General features: G+C 68.0%; 16 protein-coding genes. 8 read left to right on the top strand and 8 right to left on the bottom strand.

Annotated features, from left to right (window positions below):
- The first annotated feature begins 19 nt into the window (after positions 1 to 19).
- Genes BM115_RS09695 through BM115_RS09680 form a run of 5 tightly spaced genes read left to right on the top strand, consistent with a single transcriptional unit; the run spans position 20 to position 4,148 of the window.
- Positions 20 to 973 carry an SDR family oxidoreductase gene (locus BM115_RS09695; protein ID WP_092293047.1) on the top strand — a complete coding sequence of 318 codons (954 nt, stop codon included), beginning with the start codon at positions 20 to 22 and terminating at the stop codon, positions 971 to 973.
- Positions 970 to 1,404 carry a Zn-ribbon domain-containing OB-fold protein gene (locus BM115_RS09690; RefSeq protein ID WP_092293045.1) on the top strand — a complete coding sequence of 145 codons (435 nt, stop codon included), beginning with the start codon at positions 970 to 972 and terminating at the stop codon, positions 1,402 to 1,404. The genes BM115_RS09695 and BM115_RS09690 overlap by 4 nt, the downstream gene beginning before the upstream one ends.
- On the top strand, positions 1,401 to 1,643 hold the full coding sequence (locus BM115_RS27460) for a hypothetical protein (protein WP_255370752.1): 243 nt from the start codon (positions 1,401 to 1,403) through the stop codon (positions 1,641 to 1,643). Before BM115_RS09690 ends, BM115_RS27460 begins: the two co-directional genes overlap by 4 nt.
- A complete protein-coding gene (locus BM115_RS09685) occupies positions 1,574 to 2,563 on the top strand; it encodes a thiolase C-terminal domain-containing protein (protein ID WP_255370751.1) in 990 nt (329 codons plus the stop codon). Before BM115_RS27460 ends, BM115_RS09685 begins: the two co-directional genes overlap by 70 nt.
- Positions 2,564 to 2,591: 28 nt before the next feature.
- Positions 2,592 to 4,148: an acyl-CoA synthetase gene (locus BM115_RS09680; protein ID WP_092293043.1), complete on the top strand. Its 1,557-nt coding sequence runs from the start codon at positions 2,592 to 2,594 to the stop codon at positions 4,146 to 4,148.
- A gap of 59 nt (positions 4,149 to 4,207) precedes the next feature.
- On the opposite strand, the gene BM115_RS09675 is transcribed toward BM115_RS09680, so the two are convergent.
- Genes BM115_RS09675 through BM115_RS09665 form a run of 3 tightly spaced genes read right to left on the bottom strand, consistent with a single transcriptional unit; the run spans position 4,208 to position 7,575 of the window.
- On the bottom strand, positions 4,208 to 5,368 hold the full coding sequence (locus BM115_RS09675; protein ID WP_092293041.1) for a CaiB/BaiF CoA transferase family protein: 1,161 nt from the start codon (positions 5,366 to 5,368) through the stop codon (positions 4,208 to 4,210).
- A 1-nt stretch (position 5,369) separates the two neighbouring features.
- Positions 5,370 to 6,401, bottom strand: a complete 1,032-nt coding sequence (locus BM115_RS09670) for an acyl-CoA dehydrogenase family protein (protein WP_092293038.1) — start codon at positions 6,399 to 6,401, stop codon at positions 5,370 to 5,372.
- A gap of 16 nt (positions 6,402 to 6,417) precedes the next feature.
- Complete coding sequence (locus BM115_RS09665) at positions 6,418 to 7,575, bottom strand: acyl-CoA dehydrogenase family protein (protein WP_369823380.1); 1,158 nt, start codon at positions 7,573 to 7,575, stop codon at positions 6,418 to 6,420.
- A 146-nt stretch (positions 7,576 to 7,721) separates the two neighbouring features.
- On the opposite strand from BM115_RS09665, the gene BM115_RS09660 reads away from it, so the two are divergent.
- Positions 7,722 to 8,666 (top strand): LysR family transcriptional regulator, encoded by a 945-nt coding sequence (locus BM115_RS09660; protein ID WP_092293034.1) that lies wholly within the window; start codon positions 7,722 to 7,724, stop codon positions 8,664 to 8,666.
- Here the strand turns inward: BM115_RS09660 and BM115_RS09655 are convergent.
- From BM115_RS09655 to BM115_RS09635, 5 genes are all read right to left on the bottom strand, one after another.
- Positions 8,638 to 9,603 (bottom strand): Bug family tripartite tricarboxylate transporter substrate binding protein, encoded by a 966-nt coding sequence (locus BM115_RS09655; protein ID WP_092293032.1) that lies wholly within the window; start codon positions 9,601 to 9,603, stop codon positions 8,638 to 8,640. The genes BM115_RS09660 and BM115_RS09655 overlap by 29 nt on opposite strands.
- A 53-nt stretch (positions 9,604 to 9,656) precedes the next feature.
- Positions 9,657 to 10,433 (bottom strand): crotonase/enoyl-CoA hydratase family protein, encoded by a 777-nt coding sequence (locus tag BM115_RS09650; protein ID WP_092293030.1) that lies wholly within the window; start codon positions 10,431 to 10,433, stop codon positions 9,657 to 9,659.
- 112 nt (positions 10,434 to 10,545) lie between these two features.
- The gene (locus BM115_RS09645) at positions 10,546 to 11,712 is read right to left on the bottom strand and encodes an acyl-CoA dehydrogenase family protein (protein ID WP_092293027.1); all 1,167 of its coding nucleotides are present in this window, start codon (positions 11,710 to 11,712) and stop codon (positions 10,546 to 10,548) included.
- 2 nt (positions 11,713 to 11,714) lie between these two features.
- Positions 11,715 to 12,908, bottom strand: a complete 1,194-nt coding sequence (locus BM115_RS09640) for a thiolase family protein (RefSeq protein WP_092293025.1) — start codon at positions 12,906 to 12,908, stop codon at positions 11,715 to 11,717.
- A 42-nt stretch (positions 12,909 to 12,950) separates the two neighbouring features.
- Positions 12,951 to 14,222, bottom strand: a complete 1,272-nt coding sequence (locus BM115_RS09635) for a CaiB/BaiF CoA transferase family protein (RefSeq protein ID WP_092293023.1) — start codon at positions 14,220 to 14,222, stop codon at positions 12,951 to 12,953.
- A 199-nt stretch (positions 14,223 to 14,421) separates the two neighbouring features.
- On the opposite strand from BM115_RS09635, the gene BM115_RS09630 reads away from it, so the two are divergent.
- Positions 14,422 to 15,618, top strand: a complete 1,197-nt coding sequence (locus tag BM115_RS09630; protein WP_092293021.1) for an acyl-CoA dehydrogenase family protein — start codon at positions 14,422 to 14,424, stop codon at positions 15,616 to 15,618.
- A 14-nt stretch (positions 15,619 to 15,632) separates the two neighbouring features.
- The gene (locus tag BM115_RS09625) at positions 15,633 to 16,772 is read left to right on the top strand and encodes an acyl-CoA dehydrogenase family protein (RefSeq protein ID WP_092293019.1); all 1,140 of its coding nucleotides are present in this window, start codon (positions 15,633 to 15,635) and stop codon (positions 16,770 to 16,772) included.
- Positions 16,773 to 17,091: the final 319 nt, after the last annotated feature.

Raw genomic sequence — 17,091 nt, 5'->3', positions numbered from 1 at the left:
CACACACAGAAGGAGTGTCATGAGCGAGCTTTGCAAGGATCGCGTCGTCGTCATTACTGGCGCCGGTCGCGGCATCGGGCGCGAGTACGCGCTGCAATTTGCACGCGCCGGCGCACGCGTGGTGGTCAATGATCTGGGCGCCGCACCTGACGGCGCCGGCGCGGCAAGCGGCCCCGCACAGGCGGTGGTCGACGAAATCCTCGCGGCAGGCGGACAAGCCGTGGCCAATACCGACGACATCTCGGACTGGGACGGCGCGCAACGCCTGATCCAGACCGCCATCGACCACTTTGGCGGGCTGGACGTGCTCGTCAACAACGCCGGCATCCTGCGCGACCGTACCCTCGTCAATATGACGGAAGCGGACTGGGACTCCGTGATCCGCGTCCATCTGCGCGGCACCTTTGCACCGATGCGCCACGCCGCCGCTTACTGGCGCGACGAGGCCAAGGCCGGGCGCACCCGCGAGGCGCGCGTGATCAACACGAGTTCGTCGTCGGGCCTTTACGGCATCGTCGGCCAGACCAACTACGGCGCGGCCAAGGCGGGCATCGCCAATATGTCGATCGTTGCCGCACGGGAGCTGGAGCGCTACGGCGCCACCGTCAACGTGATCTACCCGACGGCCATGAGCCGCCTGACCGAAGACCTGTTCCGACAGAACGGCATGGCCGCGCAGGCGGAACAGACGCAGGCCGGCGGCGGCTTCGATCCGCTCGACGCCGGCAACGTCGCGCCGCTCGTGGTCTGGCTCGGCAGCACGCAATCCAGCACCATTACCGGACGCGTGTTCGGCGTGCGCGGCGGCGCCATCACGGTGGCCGAGGGCTGGCACGCCGGCCCTCGCATCGAGAAAGAGGGCCGCTGGCTGCCGGAGGAGTTGTCGGCGCACATCCCCGATCTGGTGGCCCGCGCCGCGCCCAACGCGCTGATCTCGGGCGAGATCCCGCACCGCGAGGGCGTTCCGGCATGACCCCGACTCCATCCCCCGTCGCGAAATTCACGCCGCAGCCGGTGCCCGGCACGCGCCCCTTCTGGGAAGGCACGCAGGCCGGCGAACTGCGCCTCCAGGTCTGCGACAGCTGCGGCACGCACGTGCTGTATCCACGCCCGCACTGCCACCAATGCGGTGCCGAGACCTTGTCGTGGGTCCGCGCCAGCGGCCGTGCGCGCCTGTATTCCTATGTGATCAGCCACCTGGCCATGCCGGGCTGGGCCGGCCAGACGCTCTACGTGATTGCCGTGGTGGAACTCGAGGAAGGCCCGCGCATGATGACGAATATCGTCGGCGTACCCGCCGACCCGGCGCACCTCGTGCTCGATATGCCGCTCGAAGTGGTGTTCGAGCCGCGCGGCGAGGTCATGCTGCCGCAGTTCAAGCCCCAGACGGAGGCCGCCCGATGAGCCGGCTCGACCAGATCATCGCCATTGCCGGCGCCGCCGAGACGGAACTGGGCGCCCTGCCCCACCTGTCCGAGATGGACCTGCGCGCCGACGCCGCGCGCCGCGCGCTGGCCGACGCCGGCCTCACGCTGGCCTCACGCTGGCCGATGTGGACGGCATCACGAGCGCCGTGGACAGCCCCATCGACGTCGCCCACTACCTCGGCATCACGCCCGCCTGGTACGACGGCACCTCGGTAGGCGGCTGCTCGTTCATGGTCCACGTGCGGCACGCCGCCGCCGCGATCCGCGCCGGACTCTGCAACACCGTGCTGGTGCTCCACGGCCAGTCCGGCCGCTCGCGTGTGGGCTGGCCGCCTCGCTCAGTGCCGCCATTCTCGATGCTGGGCCAGTTCGAGATGCCCTACGGCAGCGGCGCGCCGCCCAACACCTTCACGCTGCCGATGCTGCGCTACATGAAGGAGACCGGCACCACCCACGAGCAACTGGCCGAAGTGGTCGTGGCGCAGAGCCACTGGGCCGCCGGCAACCCGCGCGCCAGCCGCAACAAGCTGCTGACCGTGGACGACGTGATGGCGTCCCCGATGATCGCCTATCCGTTCCACAAGCTCGAATGCTGCGTGGTCACCGACGGCGGCGGGGCCCTGGTTATCACTACGGCGGAGCGCGCGCGCAACCTCCGGCGCGCGGACAGCCCGGTCTACCTGCTCGGCTCGGGCGAGGCCTGCGACAGCCCGCTAATCTCGATGATGGACGACATGACCAGCTCGAAGGCGTTCCGCCTGTCGAGCCGCCAGGCGTTCGCGGAGTCTGGCGTGAGCCACGCTGACATCGATCATCTGATGATCTACGACGCCTTCGCGCACCTGCCGCTCTACGGGCTGGCCGATCTCGGTTTCGTCGCGCACGGCGAAGCCGCGCGTTTCATCGAGGCCGGCCATACCCGCCCCGGCGGCAAGCTGCCGATGAACACCAATGGCGGCGGCATCCTGTACACGCATACCGGCATGTACGGCATGTTCGCGATCCTGGAGGCCGTGCGCCAGCTGCGCGGCGAGGCCTTCCGGCAGGTGGATGGCGTGCAGTGCAGTTTCGTGCAGGGGGTGGGCGGCATGTTCACGGCCGCCGCCGCGCTGGTGCTCGCCAACACGCTGCCATAGCTGGATGCCACCCGGAGACAACACGACCATGCAGAACGAAGACTGGACACACCTGGGCGACCGCGCGCGGCGGCACCCCGAGCGGATCGCCGTCATCAATGGCAGCAATGGCATCTCCCTGACCTACGGCGAGCTGGACCGGCGTGCCAACCGCCTCGCGCGGCGGCTCCAGCAAATGGGGCTGCGCCCGGGCGACCACATCGCCATGGTGCTGGAGAACAACCTCCGTTGTTTCGAAATCGGCTGGGCGGCCTTGCGCTCCGGGTTGCTCGTCACGCCGGTCAACCGGTTCCTGACGCCGGCCGAGGCGGCCTACATCGTCGAGGACAGCGAGTCGCGCGTGGTCATCAGTTCCCATGCCATGCGCGAGCTGGCCGAAGGGCTGACCGGGCTGATGCCGAACTGCTCCGCGCGGCTGATGGTGGACGGCACGATCGACGGCTGGGACAGCTACGAAGCTGTCGTCGCGACGGTCTCGGACGCCCCGCTCGACGCCGAAACCCTCGGTGCCCTGATGCTATACAGCTCGGGCACCACCGGACGCCCGAAGGGCATCGTGCGTGCCCAGCCTTCGACCCGGATGGCCGATTTCATCGACCCGTTCCGGCGCGGCCAACTGCGCCACTACGACTTCTCCGACGACATGGTCTACCTGTCGACGGCCCCGCTCTACCACGCGGCACCGCTGGCCTGGGCGCTGCAGCTGCAAGCCACGGGCGGCACCGCCGTGTTCATGGAGAAGTTCGAACCGCTCGCCGCGCTGGCGCTGATCGAGCGCTACCGTGTCACGCACAGCCAGTGGGTGCCGACCATGTTCGTCCGGCTGATGAAGCTGACCGAGCAGGAGCGGCACGGTTTCGACCTGTCGAGCCTGCGCATGGCCGTGCACTCGGCGGCGCCCTGCCCGGCCGACGTCAAGCTGCGCATGATCGAATGGTGGGGCCCCATCCTGCACGAGTACTACGGCTCCACCGAAGGCAGCGGGCTGACGATGATCGACAGTGCCGGCTATCTTGCGCATCCGGGCTCGGTCGGCCGCGAAGCCATCGGCAAGCTACACATCTGCAACGACGAGGGCGACGTCCTGCCCCCGGGGCAGCCGGGCCTGATCTACTTCGAGCGGGACACCCTGGCGTTCCACTACCACAACGATCCGGAGAAGACCGAGTCCGCGCGACATCCCCGGCATCGCAACTGGACCACGGTGGGCGACGTGGGCTATGTGGACGAGGAAGGCTACCTGTACCTGACCGACCGGAAGACGTTCATGATCATCTCCGGCGGCGTCAACATCTATCCCCAGGCGATCGAGGACGCGCTGGTCACGCACGAGAAGGTCGGGGACGTGGCGGTCATCGGCGTTCCGTGCGCCGAGATGGGCGAGCAGGTCAAGGCCATCATCGAGCCGGCACCAGGCATCGTGCCCAGCGCGGCGCTCGGCGAGGAGTTGATCGCCTACCTGCGCGGGAAGGTGGCGCGGTACATGATTCCGCGCTCGGTGGATTTCATCGACCGCATGCCCCGGTTGCCGACCGGCAAGCTGTACAAGCAGGCGCTGCGCGAGCGGTACCGCACCAGCCCCTGACGAAAACAGGCCCGCAAGGGCCTGTTTTCTTTCCTGCCACCGCTCGAACCGCCGCCGGCTCAGGCGCCCCGCCAGCCGGCAATCGCCTCGGGCGACAAGCCCCAGGCGGCCAGCGCGGCATCCACGCCGTCGGCATCGGGCGATTGCGGCGCCTGTGGCGGCGTCGGCATGGCCGAAGGCGTGCGGCTGAAGCGTGGCGCCGGCGCGGGCTGCACCACGCCATCCACCTCGACGAATGTGCCGCGCGCCTTCAGATGCGGGTGCGACGGCGCCTCGGCAAACGACAGGACCGGCGCAAAGCAGACATCGGTGCCTTCGAGCAGATCGCACCAAGCCGCGCGCGTGCGGGTGCGGAACGCGGCGGCGAGCACCTCGCGGGTATGCGGCCAGCTCGCGGTGTCCATCTGCGGGCCGATGGCGTCCGCCGGGATGCCCATGCGCTCCAGCAACTCGGCATGGAAGCGTGCCTCGATCGGGCCGATCGAAATCCATTTTCCGTCGGCGCAGGCGTAGACATCGTAGAACGGCGCGCCGGAGTCCAGGATGTTGGTGCCGCGTTCGGGCTGCCACTTCCCGGCCGCCGCCAGCCCAAAGAACGTCATCGCCATGGACGCGGTGCCGTCCACGACGGCCGCATCCACCACCTGCCCCTTCCCGGAGCCGCGCGCCTCGAGGATGGCGGCGAGCACGCCCATGGCCAGATAGAGCGCCCCGCCACTCATGTCGCCGAGCAGCGCCAGCGGCACGGAAGGCGGCTGTCCCTGCCGGCCGATGGCATCGAGCGTGCCGGTCAGCGAGATGTAGTTGATGTCGTGACCCGCCACCTGGGCGAGCGGCCCCTCCTGCCCCCAGCCCGTGATGCGGCCGTAGGCAAGCCGGGGATTGCGCGCCAGGCAGACGTCGGGGCCGAGCCCCAGCCGTTCCGTCACGCCGGGCCGGAAGCCCTCGATCAGCGCATCCGCGTCAGCCACGAGTTGCAGGACGCGCTCGACACTGGCCGGCTGCTTCAGGTCCAACGCAATCGATGTGCGATTGCGCAGCGTGAGGTTGTAGCGCAGCGGCTTGCTGACGCCGAGGTCCACCGGCGTCTCGCGTTCGATGCGAATCACCTCCGCCCCCATGTCGGCCAGCAGCATCGCCGCCATCGGCCCGGGGCCGATGCCGGCCAGCTCGACGATCCGTACGCCGGCCAGCGGCCCCTTGCGGTTCGCCTCCCCCATCTCAGCCCTCCATGGCCACTGCCGGCCGCTCGGCGACCAGACGCGTGCGGGCAAAGTCGAACAGCGTCGAAGCCGGCTCGGCCAGCAGCGCGCCGCCCAGCCGCGCAGCGCAGCGCGACTCCGTGCCCGCCGTGGTGCGCCATTCGTGCAGTCGGCGCGTGAACAGCCCCAGCACGTGTTCCTCGGTGATGCCGATGGCACCATGCACCGCGTGGGCGATGGCGGCGACGCGCGTGGCGGCCGCCGAGGTTCGCAGCTTGGCCGTCGCCGCGAGCAGCGGATCGGGCAGATATCCCGCGCTGGCCGCGCAGCCGAGCCGGGCCGCCAGCACCGCTGCCGCCACCTGCTCGGCCAGCACGCTCAACTCCTGTTGCACCGCCTGGAACTGGCCAATGGCGCGCCCGAACTGGCGGCGGTCGGTCGCGTAGGTCACGCCGAGCGCCTGGATGCGCTGCATGGCGCCCGCCATGCCCACGGCATGTAGCGCGTTGCAGAGCGTCTCGGCATCGGCCCCGGCGGCGGGAATACGCGCCACCGCCTGCGCCGAGCTGTGCCAGCGGACCGTGGCCGACACGCGCGGCCGGAAGGCACCGGGCTCGCGTTGCGCGCCTTCCGTCGGCATCAGCCACCAGGCGTCGTTTCGACTCAGCAATACATGGTCGGCCAGCGCCGCGCCGGGCACGTCCGGGCAGACGATCTGTCCGCCGACCTCCAGCGCGAGCGGGGCGATGGCGATGGCACCCGGGCCCCCCGTGATGCCGGCCGAGGCCAGGATGGCTCGCGCCACGGCGGTTTCGGCAAACGGCAGCGGCAGTCCGGCACGCGCCGCGGCCAGCGCCAGCGGGAACAAGTCGGACAGCGACAGCCCGGCGCCGCCACTCGCCTCGGGCAAGAGCGCGTCGGTGTAGCCGAGCGCGTCGATGCGCGCCCAGAGGTCGGCGGCGCCCTCGCCAGCTTCGGTCCGGCGCAGTTGTTCGTCGTCGCAGAGATCGAGCAGGGGCCGCTCGAATCCTTCCAGCAGGGAATCGGTCATCAAACCATCTCCAGTATCAGCGTAATCCGAGGCTGCGGGCGATGATGCCGCGCAGGATCTGGCGCGTGCCGCCGCGCAGCGAGTAGCTTGGGGCGAGCTGCATCACGTAGGCCAGCGTGCGTGCGAGCGCGGGCGATGGCACCTGCGCGTCGCGCTCGAGCGCCGTCTGGATCCAGTCGGGCATCGCCTGTTCAAATTCGGTGCCGAGGTCCTTGACCAGCGCGGCCTCCTGCTCGGGGTTCTCGCCCCGGTTCAGCTTGTCGGCCACGGCCAGCGACATCGCACGCAGCACCGCCAGATTGCCGACGATCCGGCCCGCGAGTTCGGTGGATGCCAGCGACACCTCGCCCGCCGCGCGAACCTCCGCCAGCCATGTTTCCGCCAGCACCAGGCTCGAATAGATGCGCTCGGGGCCGCTGCGCTCGAAAGCCAGCTCCGCCGTCACCTGCTTCCAGCCCGAGCCCTCCTCGCCAATCAGCGCGTCGGCGGGCAGTTGCACGTCCTCGAACAGCACTTCGCAGAAGTGGGCGTCGCCGGCCACGTCGCGGATGGGGCGGATCGTGATGCCGGGCAGCGAGAGGTCGATGACGACCTGCGACAAGCCCTGGTGGCGATCCTCGGTCACGCCCGACGTGCGAACCAGTGCCACCATGTACTGCGAGCGATGCGCGTTGGTCGTCCAGATCTTGCGGCCGTTGAGCAGCCAGCCCGCGTCGTTGCGCGTGGCCCGGGTGCGCACGCTGGCGAGATCGGAGCCCGTATCGGGCTCACTCATGCCGATGCAGAAGAACGCTTCGCCGCGAATGATGCGCGGCACGTAGAAGTCACGCTGCGCCGGCGTGCCGTAGCGCAGGATCAGTGGCGCGGTCTGCCGGTCGGCGATCCAGTGGGCGGAGACCGGCGCGCCGGCAGCGAGCAATTCCTCGAGTAGCACGAAGCGCGCGAAGCCGCTGCGGCCACCGCCGCCGTATTCCCGTGGCAGGGTCAGGCCGATCCAGCCCTGTGCGGCGAGCGCCTGGCTGAAGCTGGCATCGAAGCCAAGCCATGAGCGGGAGCGGACCTCGGGTGCGACGTCGCGCATCGCCGAGCGCAGGAAGGCGCGCACCGGTGCACGCAGGGCCTCGTCCTCGGGCGGGATCGCAATCAGGCCGGGTGTGGGAAGCAAAGTCGTCAAGATGGCTCCGGTTTTTGCATGGCCGGCAGGCCGCCTGTTGCGGTGCCGGGATGGCATAATCTATGGCCCCCGCCCGGCCGCGTCCAATACCGGATAGAGACCGCCCGATACGCCAGCCGTATTGCCAACCGCCCTTCTTCGCGCCCATGGAGCTTCGTCAACTCAGGCAAGTCCTCATTCTTGCGGAAACGCTGAACTTTCACCGTGCCGCCGAAAAACTGCACATGGCGCAGCCGCCGCTTTCCACGTCGATCCGCAAGCTCGAGGAAGAGCTGGGCGTGACGCTGTTCGATCGATTGCCGTCGGGCCTGCGCCTGACGCCGGCGGGCGAGGTGGTGCTGCGCAACGCGCGCCGCACGCTGTTCTATTCGGAGGAAGTGCGCCGTGCCGCGCGCGAGGGCGAAGCGGGCGAGCAAGGCATGCTGCGGCTGGGGTTCATCGGATCGGCCACGTACTCAGTGATGCCGGAACTGCTGCGTACGTATCGGCGACAGTACCCGGGCGTGGACCTCGCCATCGAGGAATCGACGACCGTGGAACTGCTGAGCCGGCTCGAGGACCACTCGCTCGACGTGGCGCTGGTGCGCTACCCGGTGCTCGAACCCACCAATGCCGAACTGACCCTGCTGCAGCGCGACCACTTCATGCTGGCCGTCAGCACGGACTCGCCGCTGGCCGCACAGGCGGACATCGCCCTATCCGAACTGGGGGATGTGCCCTTCATCATGTACTCGCGCACGCGGGTGCCGTCGATGCACATGCTGATCACCTGCGCGCTGCACGGCGCCGGCATCAAGCCGCGCATCGCGCAGGAAGCGGTGCAGGTGCAATCGATCCTGAGTCTGGTGGATAGCGGGCTGGGCGTGGCGCTGGTGCCGAACAACGCGGTCAAGTACGCCGGCACCGGCGTGCGGCTGCTGCGGTTGCGGGACTGGCCCATGCAACAGGCCATGGGCGTTGCACTCGCCACGCTGCCGGATGCGATGACCGCCACGGCGAGCAATTTCGTCGCCGTCGCCCGCAGCATCGCTGCAGCGGGCTTGGCGGGCGAGGCTGGCGGCACTACTCCTGGTGGATATTCGCCGTCTTGACGATGCGCCGTGTCCGCTCGATCTCGCTGACCTGGAAATCGCGGAACTGCTGTGGAGTGGCCGGGAACACCGTGCCGCCCATCGTCTCGATGAAACGCGCGCTTTCCTGCGTCGCAAGGAGATCACCCACCGCCTTGGCAATCCGGTCGACCACGGCCTGCGGCGTCTTGGCCGGCAGGAACACGCCGGTCCAGGCGAACGCCTCGTAGCCCTTGCTGCCGGTCTCGGCGATGGTGGGCACGCCGGGCAGCTCCTTGAGCCGTTCCGGGCTGCCTACCGCCAGCGCGCGCACCTTGCCGGCTCGCACCAGCGGCATCACGGCGCTCACCTCCGCCATCGTGTAATCCACGCTCCCGCCGGCGAGGTCGCTCATGGCGAGCGACGTCCCCTTGTACGGCACGGGCATGGCGCGGATACCACGCGTTTCGTGGAACAGTTCCAGCGCCACCTGATAGGTCGGCGTGCCGGCTGCGTAGTTCAGCTTGCCCGGCGCGTTGCGCGCGGCCGTGACCAGTCCGTCGAGCGTCGTGTACGGCGAGCTGGCGGGCACCGCCAGCACCATCGGGAACCGCGCGATGCGCGCCACGGGCACGAAGTCCTTGATCGGGTCATAAGGCAGCTGGCGGAAGACTGCCGCGTTGGTCACCATCGGCGAGTTGCTGGCGACGAACATCGTGTAGCCGTCCGGTGCCGACTCGGCTACCTGGCGCGCGGCAATGAAACTGTTGGCGCCCGGCTTGTTCTCGACCACGAAGGGCTGGCCGAACTTCTCGGTCAGGTGCTTGCCGATAAAACGCGCGGTGGTGTCGGCGCCGCTGCCGGGCGGCAGCGATACCACGATCTTGACCGGCCGGTCTGGGTAGTCCGCGGCGGCGGCGGCGCCGCTGGTCGCGCAAAGCATGGCGGCCATGCACAGGCCCGCGATTTGTCGATGCATTGTTGTCTCCATTATGGTCATGTGCCGACCGGCGACGGCCGGCTGGTGTGACGCTAGCGCTTCAGGAAACCGTCGAGCGCGGCCTCGTGCTCCTCGGTATGGTGCGCCAGCGCCTGGAAGCCGGCGGACATTTCGAGCAGCGTGGCGAGGCTGGTTTGCTGGCCTTCGCGCAGCAGCCGCTTGGTCATGCGCAGCGCGTGCCCCGGGTTGGCGGCGATTCGCCCCGCCAGCGACATGGCGGCCGGCATCAACTCGTCCGCAGGCACCACGCGCGAGACCAGCCCCCACGCCAGCGCCTGCTGCGCATCGATCGCCTCGCCCGTGAACGACATCTCGCAGGCGCGCGACATGCCCACGGCACGCGGCAGCAGCCACGCCCCGCCATCGCCGGGTAGCAATCCCAACTTGGCGAAGCTCTCCGCGAACACGGCCTTGTCCGAGGCAATCCGGATATCGCACATGCACGCGAGGTCATTGCCGGCACCGTACGCGGGGCCGTTCACGGCGGCGATCGTCGGCACCTCAAGCGCCTGCAATGCCAGCGGCAGCCGCTGGATGCCGTTCCGGTACGCGTAACGGCTATTCGCAGGCACGCCCAGCCCGGTGCCGACGGTATCGCGCAGCGTCTTCAAGTTACCGCCTGACGAGAACGCCGGGCCCGCCCCGGTCAGCACCAGCACACGCACCGAGAGGTCGTCGTTGATCGCCTGGCACAGGTCGACGATGCTCTCTATCGCATCGTCATCCGACAAGGCGTTGCGGGTCTGCGGGCGGTTCATCGTGGCAACGGCCACGTGTCCGATGGTTTCGATCTTGAGGAAGTCGCTCATGCTTGGATTCTGATTTCGGTAAGGGGACGAAAGGCAGCCCTGCAGCCGCCGGCTATTCCTTCTCCACGCCGGCCGACCGCGCGGCGACGCTTCATATCCATCTGTTGCCTCCTCAGTAGGACTTCGGCAGGCCAAGCACCTTCTCGGCCACGAAGCACAGGATCAGCTGCGGGCTGATCGGTGCGATGCGGGGAATCAGCGCTTCGCGCAGATAGCGCTCCACGTGATACTCCTTGGCATAGCCATAGCCGCCGTGCGTCATCACCGCCGTCTGGCAGGACTTGTAGCAGGCCTCGGCCGCGAGGTACTTGGCCGCATTGGCCTCCGCGCCGCAGGGCTCGCCGCGATCGAACTTCGCAGCCGCGTTGAGCACCATCAGGTTGGCGGCTTCCAGCTCCATCCAGCATTCGGCCAGTGGATGCTGGATGCCCTGGTTCTTGCCGATCTGGCGGTCGAACACGATACGTTCCTTGGCGTACTGCGTGGCCCGCGCCAGCGCCACGCGCCCGAGCCCAACCGCTTCCGCCGCCACCAGGATCCGTTCGGCGTTCATGCCATGCAGGATGTACTGGAACCCCTTGCCCTCTTCGCCGATGCGGTCCTCCACGGGCACCTTGAGGCCGTCGATAAAGACTTGGTTGGTGTCGACAGCCTTGCGGCCCATCTTGTCGATCTCGCGGGTCTCCACGTGGTTCCGGTCGATGGTCGTGTAGAACAGGCTCAGGCCTTCCGTCTTGCTCTTGATGGCCTCCAGCGGCGTGGTGCGCGCCAGGATCAGCATCTTCTCCACGCAACTGGCGGTGGAGATGAAGGTCTTGGCGCCGTTCAGCACGTAGTGATCGCCGTGCCGGTCCGCGCGCGTCTTCAGTTGCGTAGTGTTGAGGCCGGTGTTGGGCTCGGTCACGGCGAAGCAGGCCCGCTCGCTGCCCTGAATCAGGGGCGGCAGCATGCGTTGCTTCTGCGCCTCGCTGCCGAAGACCACCACCGGGTTCAGGCCGAAGATGTTCATGTGCACGGCCGAAGCCCCGCTCATGCCGGCACCGGATTCGGCGATGGCCTGCATCATGATGGCGGCCTCGGTAATGCCGAGGCCCGAACCACCGTAGGCTTGCGGGATGCAGATGCCCAGCCAACCGTCCCTGGCGAGCGCCTGATGGAAATCGGTCGGAAAGCCGCCGACCTTGTCCTTCTCCAGCCAATACTCGGCGTCAAAGCGCTCGCAGACCTTCAGGATGGCCTCGCGAATCTCGCGATGTTCGGGGGAATGATCGAAGGTCATGCTCATGCCACCTCCACCGCCATGGCCGTGGCTTCTCCGCCACCCAGGCACAGACTCGCCACGCCACGGCGCAGCCCCCGTTCGCGCAGCGCATGGACCAGCGTCACAAGCAGCCGGGCGCCCGTCGCGCCGACCGGATGGCCCAGCGCGCAGGCGCCGCCGTTCACGTTGACGCGCGCATGCGGCAGGTTCAGTTCGCGCATGGCGAGCAGCGTCACCACCGCAAAGGCCTCATTGATTTCGAACAGGTCGACGTCGCCAGCCTGCCAGCCGGCCTTGTCCAGCACGCGGCGAATGGCGCCGACCGGCGCCATCGAGAACTGCCCCGGCGGCAGCGCATGCGTGGCGAGCGCGGTGATCCGGGCCAGCGGCACGATGCCTTTTGCCCGCGCATCTGCCTCGCGCATCATGACCAGCGCGGCGGCGCCGTCTGAAATCGACGACGCGTTGCCTGGCGTCACCGTGCCCTCGGTGCGGAAGGCGGGCGACAGACGTGGGATCTTGTCGATGTCGCAGCGCGCCGGGGTCTCGTCATCGCGCAGCGGCTCGCGATTGCGGCTCTTCCCCGACTTCGGCGACAGCTCGACGATCTCCGCCACAAAGCGGCCTTCGCGCACCGCAGCCTGCGCACGCGCCACGCTTTCGGCGGCGAACGCATCCTGCGCCGCGCGCGAGATGCCAGCCTGTTCGGCGGTCAGGTCGGCGTAATAGCCCATCAGATGGCCTTCATACGCGTCCTCAAGACCATCGCGATACATATGGTCCAGGAACTGCCCGTGGCCGAGGCGGTAGCCCTGCCGGCCGCGCGGCACGAGGTGCGGCGCGTTGGTCATCGACTCCATGCCGCCCGCCACCGCCACCGTGCAACTGCCGGCGCGCAGCAGGTCATGCGCCAGCATGGCTGCCTTCATGCCGGACCCGCACATCTTGCTGATCGTCGTGGCCGGCACCGATGGCGGCAATCCCGCCGCAAGCACGGCCTGCCGGGCCGGGGCCTGGCCAAGGCCGGCGAACAGGCAACAGCCCATGATGGCTTCGTCGACGCTATCGGCCGACACCCCTGCCTGCGCCACGGCGGAGGCAATGGCGGCAGCGCCAAGCTCGGGCGCCGAGAACGTCGATAAAGCGCCCTGGAACGCGCCGATGGGCGTGCGCTGCGCGCCCACGATGACAATGGATGAATCTTGCTCGTGCATCACTGCATCTCCTGGAACGATGTCTTGGGGGTGGATGCCCGATCAGGCGTCCGCGACGAGGGTCGCGGCCGACGCCGCCATGGCCTCGATCTCCGCCGGGCTGTAGCCGGCTTCCGCCAGCACCTCGGCGCTGTGCTGGCCAAGCCGGGGGGCTTGCCGGGCGATATGCGGCTGGGACTTCGACCACCGTGACGGCACCGCCATCGAGCGCATGCGGCCTTCGCTCGGATGCTCGACCATCTCGAAGAACCCCACCGCCTGCAGGTGCGGGTCGTTCATCAGCGAGTCGAGCGTGTGCATGGGCATGACTGGGATGTCGGCCGCTTCGAGCACCGCCGTCCATTCCGCCGACGTGCGCGTGGCCATCACCTCGGCCAGCATCCGGTACAACTCGTGGATGTGCTTCGTGCGCTCGCCGATCGAGTGGAAGCGCGGGTCGTTCGTCATGACGTCGGGCTGGCCGATCAGCGCGAAGAACGTTTTCCACTGCTTGTCGTTGTAGACCATCACGCACAGGTAGCCGTCACGCGTGCGGTATGGCTTGCGGTTGTCGTTCAGCAGGCGCGCGTAGCCGGCGGGGCCGATTGGCGGATCGAAGGTCGCGCCGTACATGTGATCGCCCAATACGAACTGCGCCATGGTCTCAAACATCGGCACTTCGATCGACTGGCCTTCACCGGTGCGGGTGCGGTAGAGCAGCGCGGCCGTCACCGCGTTGGCGGCGCTCATGCCGACGATGCGGTCCGCCATGGCGTTCGGCGCGTAGCGCGGCTCTTCGGAGCCGGCCAGCGTGCTCAGCGCCGGGATGCCCACGGCGCCCTGGATCAGGTCGTCATAGGCCGGCTTGGCCGCGTAGGGACCGCGCTGGCCGTAGCCGTAGACACCCACGTAGACGATGCGCGGATTGACCGCCGCGATGTCCGCGTAGCCGAGCCGCAGGCGCTGCATGGCCTGCGGGCGGACGTTATAGATCAGCACATCGGCGTCAGCGGCCAGGCGCAGCAGCGCATCACGCCCGGCTGGCTGCTTGAGATCCAGCACCACGCTGCGCTTGTTGCGGTTGGCATGGAGAAAAACGCCCGCCATGCCGGGATTGCGGGCAGGACCGATGCCACGCACGGTGTCGCCGCCGGGCGGCTCGATCTTGATGATGTCCGCGCCGAGATCGCCAAGGATCTGGGTGGCGTACGGTCCCATCAACACCGTGGTCAGGTCCAGGATGCGTATCCCGGCCAGCGGCCCGTTACTCTCCTTGCCGTCCTTGCCGTCCTTGCCAACTGCGCCCGTGGCGCGTGCAGTACCTTCCACCTCCATCGCAATCTCCTCGAAACGATGGATCGCATGCTACGGACGCACCCCGGCCGCGACAAATACCGTCTTCATGTCGCCCGATACCTGCTTCGTATCGATCACCCCGTTCCCCGCCCCTACCCATGTTGGGGAGGGTGGCGGAGGGGGCCCCACCGCTATGCTCGTTTCCCTGATCCGACCAACAGCCAGCAGGGAGCCGTGCATGGACTTGCGATTCACCCGAGCCGAACAGGATTTCCGCGAGGAAGTCCGCGCTTTCGTGCGGAGCCAGTTGCCCGCCGACATCGCCGACAAAGTCCGCAATCACCAGCGTCTGGAAAAGGACGACTTCGTGCGGTGGCATCGCATCCTCCAGGCGCACGGCTGGGGGGCGCCGAACTGGCCGGTCGAGTACGGCGGCACCGGCTGGAACGCCATCCAGCGGCTGATCTTCGAGATCGAGACCTTCCACGGCGACGCCCCGCGCCTGCTGCCGACCGGCCTGGCCATGATCGGGCCGGTGTTGCAGAAGTACGGCAACGCGGCGCAGAAGGCCCGCTTCCTGCCGCGCATCCCCACCATGGAAGACTTCTGGTGCCAGGGCTACTCGGAGCCCGGCGCGGGGTCCGACCTCGCCTCGCTGAAGATGCGCGCCGTGCGCCAGGGCGACCGCTACATCGTGAGCGGCCAGAAGACGTGGACGTCGTATGCGCAATATGCCGACTGGATTTTCTGCCTCGTCCGCACCGATGGCGAGGCCAAGCTCCAGGACGGCATCTCGATGCTGCTGATCGACATGAAGAGCCCCGGCGTGACGATCCGTCCCATTACCACCCTCGACGGGGGCCACGACGTCAACGAAACGTGGTTCGAAGACGTGGAGGTGCCGGTCGAGAACCTGGTGGGCGAGGAGAACCGCGGCTGGACCTACGCGAAGTACCTGCTGGGCCATGAGCGCACTTCCATCGCCGGCATCGGCCATTGCCATCGCGAGATGCGCCTGCTCAAGCACTACGCCACCGAGGCTACCGACGGCAAGGGCCGGCGGATGATCGACGATGTGCGCATGCGCGACAAGATCGCCCGGCTTGAGATGGACCTGATGGCCATGGAAATGCTCCTGCTGCGCGTGGCCACGCAGGAAGGTAGCCGTGGGCCCGGTCCGGAAGCCTCGATCCTGAAGATCCGCGGCTCCGAGCTGCAGCAGGACATCGCCATGCTGCAACTGGAGGTGGCGGGCCCGAACGCGTGGCCGTACGCGCCGGAGTGGCGCGAGGCGGGCACCGTCCAGCCGGTCAGCGGGCCGGATTGGGCATCGCCGGCTGCGGCCACCTACTTCGATACGCGCAAGACATCGATCTACGGCGGCGCCAACGAAGTGCAGAAGAACATCATCGCCAAGATGATCATCGGATTCTGAAGGGAGACACAGGCATGGACTTCCAATACAGCGAAGAACAGCAGATGCTGGCGGACAGCCTGCGGCGTTTCGTCGAGACCGAGTATCCGTTTGCGCGGCGCCGGGAGATTGCTCGCCAGGGTGGCGCGTTCGATCGCGGCATCTGGGCCGCACTGGCGGAGATGGGTGTGCTGGGCCTCACCGTGTCGACCGACTTCGGCGGCTTTGGCGAAGGCCCGGCCAGCCAGCTGGTGGTGCACCAGGAACTGGGGCGCGGGCTGGTGCTGGAACCTGTGATCCCGAGCGCGGTGGTCGGCACGGCCGTGCTCGGCAACTATGGCAGCGCGGCGCAACAGGCGGCATGGCTGCCGGCGCTTGCCAGCGGCGAGCGCGTGCTCGCCCTCGCCTATCTCGAACCGGGCACGCGCTATCGGCCGGAAGCCGCGCAGGCGACGGCCGTGCGTGACGGTGATAGCTATCGGCTCGATGGCATCAAATCGCTGGTCTGGCATGGCGATGCGGCGGACACCTATCTGGTCTGCGCGCGGGTCCCGGCGCCTGAGGGCGATCTCGCGCTGTTCCTCGTGCCGCGCGACACAGAAGGGCTGCACGTCACCAGCTATCCGACCATGGATGGCCTGCGCGGCGCCGACCTGCGGCTGCAAGGCGTGACAGTGCCAGCCGCCGCGCGGATCGGACAGGCGGAAATCGGCTTGGCTGCGCTCGAACATGGGCTCGACCACGGTATCGCCGCACAGTGCGCCGCTGCAGTAGGTGCGATGGAGCGCCTGATCGAACTGACGGGCGAATACCTTCGCACGCGCCGGCAGTTCGGCACGCCGCTCGCCACGTTCCAGGCCCTGCAGCACCGCATGGCCGAGATGCTGGTGCACAAGGAACTCGCGCTGTCGATGGCCTACGTTGCGGTACAGGCGCTCGACGAGACCGACGCTGCCGCGCGCAGGCGCATGCTTGCCGGTGCCAAGGTGGTGGTGGCCCGGGCGGCGCGCTTCATCGGCCAGCAAGCCGTTCAACTCCACGGCGGCATGGGCATGACCGACGAACTGGAGGTCGGCGACTACTTCAAGCAGCTCGCCATGGTGGACGTGTTGTTCGGCGATACGGACTTCCACATGGAACGCTACGGCGAGGCCATGGCAGGCACGCGCGGCTGAACACCACGAAACGTGGCGTAACGCACTTGCATATCGATAGTGGTGTACTACGCTAGACACTTCCCCATCAAAAGTGTCTAGCGCGTCATGACTGACACCGACTCGTCTTAGCGCTCCACCCTCCCGAATCCGGCTCCAGATACCGCATCCCCCGACAGGTTCCCCCGTCGGGGGACGGGGTCGCTTATCGCGTTTTTTCACACCGCAGCCCAACACGCGCCAGCGGGGCGAGGGCACGCCCGTGCGCGACGACATGCCAACGCCCAAACAGCTTGCAGCACTGCAGTCCGAGCCCTCGGGCTCGTTCTTTCACGTCGTA

It is taken from the genome of Cupriavidus sp. OV096 (genome assembly GCF_900115455.1).
GTDB lineage: Bacteria > Pseudomonadota > Gammaproteobacteria > Burkholderiales > Burkholderiaceae > Cupriavidus.
Note: the sequence above shows the minus strand (reverse complement) of the source record. Positions and strands in the feature narration are given on the sequence as shown.